Annotated in this window: 8 protein-coding genes; 3 read left to right on the top strand and 5 right to left on the bottom strand. The window is 44.4% G+C overall.

The features are described 5' to 3' along the window. Nucleotides 1–387 precede the first annotated feature (387 nt). The 3 genes from V7R39_RS03295 to V7R39_RS03285 all read right to left on the bottom strand — a co-directional run bounded on the left by V7R39_RS03295 (nt 388) and on the right by V7R39_RS03285 (nt 1,696). Entirely contained in the window at nt 388–678 is a 291-nt protein-coding gene (locus tag V7R39_RS03295) for a hypothetical protein (protein ID WP_334028090.1), read from the bottom strand. Nucleotides 679–802: 124 nt separating this feature from the next. Then, nucleotides 803–1,237, bottom strand: a complete 435-nt coding sequence (locus tag V7R39_RS03290; protein WP_218398521.1) for a WapI family immunity protein — start codon at nt 1,235–1,237, stop codon at nt 803–805. A 114-nt stretch (nt 1,238–1,351) separates the two neighbouring features. After that, nucleotides 1,352–1,696, bottom strand: coding sequence for an Imm8 family immunity protein (locus V7R39_RS03285; protein ID WP_334028086.1), 345 nt, complete (start codon nt 1,694–1,696; stop codon nt 1,352–1,354). Nucleotides 1,697–2,690: 994 nt separating this feature from the next. Here V7R39_RS03285 and V7R39_RS03280 point away from each other — a divergent pair. The 3 genes from V7R39_RS03280 to V7R39_RS03270 all read left to right on the top strand — a co-directional run bounded on the left by V7R39_RS03280 (nt 2,691) and on the right by V7R39_RS03270 (nt 4,568). Continuing rightward, nucleotides 2,691–3,113, top strand: coding sequence for a putative toxin-antitoxin system toxin component, PIN family (locus tag V7R39_RS03280; protein WP_044449557.1), 423 nt, complete (start codon nt 2,691–2,693; stop codon nt 3,111–3,113). A gap of 1 nt (nt 3,114) precedes the next feature. Beyond that, a complete protein-coding gene (locus V7R39_RS03275) occupies nt 3,115–3,336 on the top strand; it encodes a toxin-antitoxin system HicB family antitoxin (protein ID WP_012517112.1) in 222 nt (73 codons plus the stop codon). Nucleotides 3,337–3,599: 263 nt separating this feature from the next. Beyond that, a complete protein-coding gene (locus V7R39_RS03270; RefSeq protein WP_287008439.1) occupies nt 3,600–4,568 on the top strand; it encodes an integron integrase in 969 nt (322 codons plus the stop codon). A 62-nt stretch (nt 4,569–4,630) separates the two neighbouring features. On the opposite strand, the gene fadA is transcribed toward V7R39_RS03270, so the two are convergent. Both fadA and fadB read right to left on the bottom strand, forming a co-directional pair. Beyond that, nucleotides 4,631–5,794: an acetyl-CoA C-acyltransferase FadA gene (gene fadA / locus V7R39_RS03265; protein WP_163107555.1), complete on the bottom strand. Its 1,164-nt coding sequence runs from the start codon at nt 5,792–5,794 to the stop codon at nt 4,631–4,633. 17 nt (nt 5,795–5,811) lie between these two features. Then, nucleotides 5,812–7,962 carry a fatty acid oxidation complex subunit alpha FadB gene (gene fadB, locus V7R39_RS03260; RefSeq protein WP_334028079.1) on the bottom strand — a complete coding sequence of 717 codons (2,151 nt, stop codon included), beginning with the start codon at nt 7,960–7,962 and terminating at the stop codon, nt 5,812–5,814. Between the last annotated feature and the right edge of the window lie 199 nt (nt 7,963–8,161).

Here is an 8,161-nt window from a genome sequence, read left to right as displayed (position 1 = left end):
TGCCAAATAGACCGCATATTTAAATTGTTGAATTCAAGATAAAACAACCCTGTTCGAAAAGCTAGATGTTAACGGCATTGCTGGATAAAAGAGCGAGTATAGAAAACTGGTGACGTAGAATGTTGGCGTTGCGGTGTTGACGAAAAGGGCGTTGCTAAAGCCGTTGAAACTACCGAAAAAGCAAGCCGTAAAGACAACCTAATGAAACAACCTTGATGCTGAAATGTCACGTTTGAACCCACATTTTAATGCTGTAAGTAAATGACGCCTAACTTTTAAATAAGGGGCGCAGGCATGTGGGGCATAATGGCGAAGCCGCCCCGCATGTATGCGTCCCAGCGAACGCAGTGAGTGACTTGATTTTTTTGTTATACGCAATTGCCAAAATTAACCGCCATATTGCATTACTAAGTAAAAGCCAAAAACTAAACATACCGAAACAGAACAAGGAATACCAAACAAGAGCAATTTTTGTTTTGACGCCAGCGGCTTTGAACTAGCTAAAAGCGTAACACAAGGAAGCAATTGTGATATGAAAATAGGAATGATGAAAACACTTACTGGGTAGCCAAGATAATTTGCGATGAAATCGCCAGCATTACCTGCATACCAAATTTGAAGTACGAAATTAAGTAAGCAAATTAATACAACAAGCCCAATAAATTCCTTTTTAATCACAGATTTCCTTTTGCGTATAACACCCGCATAACGGGCAAAAATACGTAGGCTACAATATCAAGCGAAGCGCAGGTAGCCTACGTGTTTTTGTCCCTAGCGAGCGCAGCGAGTGTTAATGCGTTTGTTATAAGGCACCACGCTCTGGATACTTACCGCATAACCTTGTTAGCTGGCTAATTGACGAAGGTAAATAGGTCTGATCAAAAGAGCTGTAGAACTTCAGTAGATTTGCTGGGCCAGCTTCATCCATAGCTTCACCCGCGAGTTCAATATTTCCTTTACCGTCGCCTGTCAGCGTAAATTCAAGTTGTTGTTCAAGAGTTTCAAACTTAATAGTGCCTTTTAGGCTCTTATAAAGCTGTTCCAGTTTAGGTAGAAAAGAATGAAAGTCTCTCGTTAAGAATGCTGCGCAGAATACTCCTTGAAACCCGCCAAAAGATAAACTGACTTTCACGGATAACCAGTTGTCGTCATAGTATTCACCTGTTGCTTCTCTTTCATATCCGATGATTTCTATTTTTAGTTTTTCGGAGTCCGAAACGCCAACTTCGAAGAGCATACTTATCCTTGTGCCTTATAACGCTAAGCTAACGGGCACAAATGCAGCGCGAAAATGGCGAAGCCGCGCTGCGTTTGTGTCCCAGTGACCGAAGGGAACGAGTTAAGCGCTTTGTTATGCGCGATTGTGTGACTCATATTCCCAAGCATATTTAGACGCTATCTTTTTAAACATTTCTTCTGAAGTTGATGCCGCACATTCCCGTATAGAGTTTTCCAACGCTGAGAGCACTTGTTCCCAACTCTCGTAATAAGGAATAACAAGTAAATTTGATTTGTCCGATACACCAGATAGAGATTTCTGCGTTACAAGATGAATCTGGAAATTGTTACTCCAATCATAACCCTCTGCACCAATATCTGCGTCGAACCATAAATCCACCTCAGAACTATCATGTGGAACAAACTGTTCTATAGGGTCATGGTCTACGCAGAATGAATGAACTATTTTGGGCTTCAAGAAACAACCTTTCGCGCATAACACTAAGCTTTGGGGCGCTAGCACGTGGGCTAAAATCCGAACGAAGTGAGTCAGCCCACTTGTTAGCGTCCCAGCGACCGAAGGGAGTGCCAACAGCGTTTTGTTAGGCGTACAACTGAAAGTACGCAGCTTTGCTGCCACCACTAGCCAAATAGACCGCGTGTTTAAATTATTGAATTTAAGATAAAACAACCCTGTGCGAAAAGCTAGATGTTAACGGCAATGTCGGATAAAAGAGCGAGTTTAGAAGACTGATGATGTTAAATGTTGGCGTTGCTGTGTTGATAAAAGCGCGTTGCTAAAGCCGTTGAAACTACCGAGAAAGCAAGCCGTAAATACAACCTAGAAAAACAGCCTTGATGCAAGGGTGTTACGTCTGAACCCACATTTTAATGCTGTAAGTAAATGACGCCTAACACTAAGCTTTGGGGCGCTAACATGGGGCTATAATCGCGAAGCGGCCCCGTGTTAGCGTCCCAGCGACCGGAGGGAGTGCCAACAGCGTTTTGTTAGGCGTACAACTGAACGTACGCAGCTTTGCTGCCACCACTAGCCAAATAGACCGCGTGTTTAAATTATTGAATTTAAGATAAAACAACCCTGTGCGAAAAGCCAGATGTTAACGGTAATGCTGGATAAAAGAGCGAGTTAATTAAGCTGGTAATGCCGAATGTTGGCGTTGCGATGTTGATGAAAAGCGCGTTGCTAGAGCAGTTGAAACTACCGAGAAAGCAAGCCGTAAAGACAACCTAGCGAAATAACCTTGATGCTGGGATGTCACATCTGAACCAACATTTTAATGCTGTAAGTAAATGACGCCTAACTTTTCAATAACGGGCGCAGACATGTGGGGCATAATGGCGAAGCCGCCCCGCGTGTATGCGTCCCAGCGAACGCAGTGAGTATGTTGATTGGGTTGTTAGCTGCCACTGTAAAATTGAAAAGTGATAGCATATACGCTAGCATATAAAGTATGAATAAAGTAGTTATTGACACCAGTGTACTTATTAGCGCTCTGATTGGCAAAACAGGCCCCGCCCGAGAAGTGATACGGCAATGCTTGTTGGGTCAGCTAAAACCGCTGATTAGCACGACCTTATTTTTGGAATACGAAGCAGTAAGTAAGCGAGATAAGATCAAAGAGTTGTGCCCGCTTACCGAGGACGAAGTGAGCGAGTTGCTAGCAGCATTTTTTAGTGTTTGCGAATGGGTGCAGATACATTATTTGTGGCGGCCAAATTTAAAAGATGAAGGCGATAACTTTCTTATTGAACTTGCAGTAGCAGGAAATGCCGAGAGCATTATTACGAATAACCTAAAAGACCTGCGAAATGCGGAATTACAATTTGATGGTTTGAAAGTGTTAGCGCCCGAAGATTATTTGAGAGGAGTTTAATATGTCCACTTTAACCGTACGTTTACCAGACGATAAGCATAATCGCTTGAAGGCTTTGGCGGCGCATAAAAAGTTGAGCTTAAACAAATTGATAGAAGAGTTGTCTACACAAGCAATAGCTGAATTTGATACTGAGGTAAGATTTAAGGCTATTGCTGCTACTGGAGACAAAAAGAAAGGTTTAGAGCTTCTAGATAAGCTTGATTCACATTTTGGCAGCTAACAATTTAATCGTTCCCTAAATGGGTAGATTTAACGAACCAGAACGGGGTTTTTGTCCGTTTGGTTTTTAATGTGGTTAAACAATAACTCATCGTTAGAATTAGTAAAATACGTTTTTGGTGTATTTTGCTCAAAAGCTAAAAACACCAAATCGGGCTGCAGGCGATTTTGGGGCTTTTCGTGAATGTGTCTTCAAAAACAGGCTCTATAGTCAGTTATTTTGTTGCGATTTTTTAAATAGACTTTTTTATTTTGGAATTGAACATGAAATCTCAGTTTATCAAATCCCTGTACGAGCACATGATGCTTAAGCGCTACGCAAAACGTACCATACAAACTTATATAAACTGGATTTCAGACTACATTCGCTTTCATAAATATCAGCACCCGAAAGACCTCGATGTTCTGCACGTTGAAGCATACCTTACGCATTTATCGACTAAGCGCAAAAATGCGCGCTCTACACAGGCCACCGCCCTCAACGCACTAGTTTTTCTTTACAACAGGTATTTAGAAAAGCCGCTACCAAGTGACATGAATTTTGTTGGGAGCGGGAGGGAAAGAAAACTGCCGGTTGTACTAACGCAGTTGGAAGTAAAAGCATTATTGGGAAGAGTGCCTATGCATCATTACTTAGCGGTAGCGCTATTGTATGGAAGTGGTCTTCGATTAATGGAGTGTGTTCGCCTTAGGACGGGGGATATAGACTTCGACTATAAGTGTGTGAGGATTTGGTTTGGTAAAGGAGGTAAACATCGAGTGGTTACGTTGTCAGAATCGTTAATTCCGCTTTTAAAAAACCATATTAGTGAAAGCGAGAAGCTACTACAGCGAGATTTGATGGTATCAGAGTTTGCTGGTGCTTGGATTCCACATGGATTGAGGAAAAAATATCAACAGCGCAATAAAACCATAGAATGGCAATATTTATTTCCCGCATCAAAGTTAAGTATTGATCCAGAGAGTAAGCTGTTACGACGACATCATTTAGATGAAAAGCAGATTCAGCGCGCTGTAAATCGGGCGTCAACTGATGCGGGTATTATTAAACATGTTACGCCTCATACGCTTCGCCATTCATTTGCTACCCATTTACTGCAATCAGGGGCAGACATCAGAACGGTACAAGATCAACTCGGCCATGCCGATGTTAGAACTACCCAAATTTATACTCACATTCTTCAACAAGGCGCAAACGGGGTGGTGAGCCCGCTTTCTAATTTAGCGTTTTAGGTTTGAGTTCGACAAAACAAAAAAGGGCCCGAAGGCCCTTTCAATAGAACGTGTTTAACTTATTAAACGCGTTCAAATACAGTAGCAATACCTTGGCCTAAACCAATACACATGGTGGCTAAGCCTAGCTCTACATCTTGCGATTCCATCAGGTTAATCAAGGTACCTGAAATACGAGCACCTGAACAACCTAATGGGTGGCCTAATGCAATAGCGCCGCCGTTAAGGTTAATTTTATCATCTAAGTTATCCATCCAGCCTAACTGCTTAACGCAAGATAGTGCCTGGGCAGCAAACGCTTCGTTAAACTCAGCCAACTGAATGTCGTCCATTGTTAAACCCGCGCGTTTAAGTGCTTTTTGCGTTGCCGGTACTGGGCCGTAACCCATAATTGCGGCGTCACAACCTGCTACTGCCATCGCACGAATTTTCGCACGTGGCGTTAAGCCTAGCTCTTTCGCTTTATCGGCAGACATAAGCAGCATGCCTGATGCACCGTCCGACAGCGCCGAAGATGTACCCGCCGTTACCGTACCGTTCACAGGGTCAAATACGGGGCGAAGGGCAGCCATGCTTTCTGCTGTGCTTTCAGGGCGAATAACTTCGTCATGACTTATTAGCTTAAGCGTGCCGTCTGCGTCGTGACCTTCCACAGGCACAATTTCGTTGGCCCAGCGGCCTTCAAGGTGTGCTTTATGTGCTAGCTGATGAGAGCGTGCGCCAAAGGCGTCCTGCATTTCACGGCTAATACCGTTTTGACGACCAAGCAGCTCTGCCGTCATACCCATCATGCCCGATGCTTTTGCGGTGTATTTCGCAAGGCCTGGGTGAAAGTCGATGTTGTAGTTCATAGGCACGTGACCCATGTGTTCAACACCACCAATCATGTAAATATCGCCGCGACCGCTCATAATGCCACTTGTAGCATCGTGAAGAGCTTGCATTGAAGAGCCACACAAACGGTTTACGGTTACCGCACCTGTGGTGCGTGGAATTTGTGTAAGCAACTGTGCGTTTCGTGCAACGTTGAAGCCTTGTTCTTTGGTTTGCTGTACACAGCCCCAAATAATATCTTCTATGTCAGCTGGGTTTACATTTGGGTTGCGCTCTAATAGCGCAGTCATAAGTGCAGCAGAAAGGTCTTCTGCACGAACATTTCTAAATACGCCACCCTTAGAGCGTCCCATAGGGGTGCGTACGCAATCGATTACTACGACGTCTTTCATTTGTATTCTCCTAAGGATTAAGCGAAGTAAGATTTACCTTCAGAGGCCATCTTGCGAACGCCATCTGAAATTTGGTAAATCGGGCCAAGGTCAGCGTACTTGTCTGCAAGTGCAACAAAGTTTGCTAGTCCCATTGTTTCAATCCAACGGAAAACACCACCGCGGAACGGCGGGAAGCCTAAGCCGTATAGTAGCGCCATGTCTGCTTCTGCAGCACTGTCTACAATACCTTCTTCTAGGCAGCGAATAGCTTCATTAGCCATCGGCACCATAAGACGAGCAATAATGTCTTGTGCGTCAAAATCTTTCTTCTCAGAAACGATAGGCGCTAACAGGCTATATGCTTCATCGGCAGCCACTTTCGTTGGCTTACCACGCTTGTCTTTGCCGTAGTTATAAAACCCTTTGCCGTTTTTCTGGCCTAAACGCTTCTCTTTATAAAGTACGGTTACTGGGTCATCGCCAAGGCGTGCCATACGCTCAGGAATGCCTGCAGCCATAACGTCAGCCGCGTGATCGCCAGTATCAATACCTACTACATCCATAAGATAAGCAGGGCCCATTGGCCAACCGAATTGTTTTTCCATTACTTTATCAACGGCGACAAAGTCTGCGCCATCAAGCAATAGTTGGCTAAAGCCAGCAAAGTATGGGAACAATACGCGGTTAACTAAAAAGCCTGGGCAGTCGTTCACTACAATAGGCGTTTTACCCATGCGTAGTGTTGTTGCCACAACAGCATTAATCGTGTCTTCAGACGTTTTTTCGCCGCGAATAATTTCAACAAGCGGCATGCGGTGCACTGGGTTGAAGAAGTGCATACCACAGAAACGCTCTGGCTTATCTAAGCTTTCTGCAAGCTGATTAATTGAGATAGTTGATGTGTTAGAACAAATAATTGCGTCGTCGGCAACGTTTTGTTCTGTTTCTTTAAGCACTATCCCTTTCACTTTCGGGTTTTCTACTACCGCTTCAATAACCAGGTCAGCATCTTTTATGGCGCTGTACTCAAGGGTTGGCGTAATAGCGTTCAGTGTTTTCGCCATTTTAGACGCGTCTACTTTGCCACGCTTCATGCCTTTGCCTAAAATGCTGGCCGCTTCATTAAGGCCTAGGTCGAGTGCATCAGTATTGATATCTTTCATCACTACCGGCATACCTTTTACGGCACTTTGGTAAGCAATACCGCCGCCCATAATACCGGCGCCTAGTACCGCGTTAAGCTTGATGTCTTTATTGCTGGCTTTTGCTTGTTTCTTGCCTTTGCCTTTTACTAGCTGGTCGGCTAGGAAAATACCAATTTGTGCTTTCGCCGCATCAGTTTTTGCTAGTGCTACAAAGCCTTCATTTTCAACTTTAAGTGCGCCGTCACGGTCCATGCCAGCCGCTTTTTGTACGGTTTCTACCATTTTATGTGGTGCAGGATAATGTTTACCTGCTTGTGCAAACACCATGGCTTGCGCGGTAGAGAAGCTCATCATGGCTTCGTTTTTATTCAGTTGAAGTGGCGCTTTTTTCTGAGCACGACGAGCGCCCCAGTTTAGGTCGCCTGACACTGCATCTTTTAGCATCGACAGCGCGCTTGTTGCGAGAGCTTCTGGTGCCACTACCGCATCAACAGCGCCTTCGGCCATTGCTTTGGCTGCTTTTCTGTCGCGGCCTGTGGTCATCCACTCTAGTGCATTATCGGCGCCAATAAGACGTGGTAAACGCACTGTGCCACCAAATCCAGGCATGAGGCCCAGTTTTACTTCTGGCAGACCTATGCTTGCAGTCGTGTCAGCAACGCGAAGGTCACAGGCTAGTGCCATTTCACAACCGCCACCAAGTGCAAAACCATTTACCGCTGCAATTGTAGGGAAAGGTAAATCTTCAAAGCGATCGAATACTTGTGAGGTGTTAGCCACCCACTCTAGTACATCAGCATCGTCCATGGCAAAAAGGCCAGTGAACTCGGTAATATCAGCACCAACAATAAAGGTGCTTTTTGCTGAGCGAACTACTAAGCCTTTCACGTCGCCTTTTGCAACAAGTGCTTTAGTTGCTTCGTCAAGTTCAGATACCGTTTGACGGTCAAACTTGTTTACTGAACCTTCAGCATCGAATACTAGCTCAGCAAAGCCGTCATCTAGCGGACTGACGGAAAGACTTTTGCCTGTGTATATCATTATCATCTCCTTCGGCATTGGCCAGGATGTTAGTAAATTAAATCCAACTGTGTTGTAGGGCAGTATCAATTTACTAACGCGTTAGGGTGGCTACAGGTTTTACAAAGCCACACAAAATTTCAACAAAAATTCAAACATCTGTTTCAATGTGTCATAAGGTAGTGGTCGGATGACTTAAATTCAAGAGCAAATAGTGAAT

It is taken from the genome of Alteromonas sp. P256, assembly GCF_036864455.1.
GTDB lineage: Bacteria > Pseudomonadota > Gammaproteobacteria > Enterobacterales > Alteromonadaceae > Alteromonas.
This window is presented reverse-complemented; position numbering and strand designations above follow the sequence as displayed.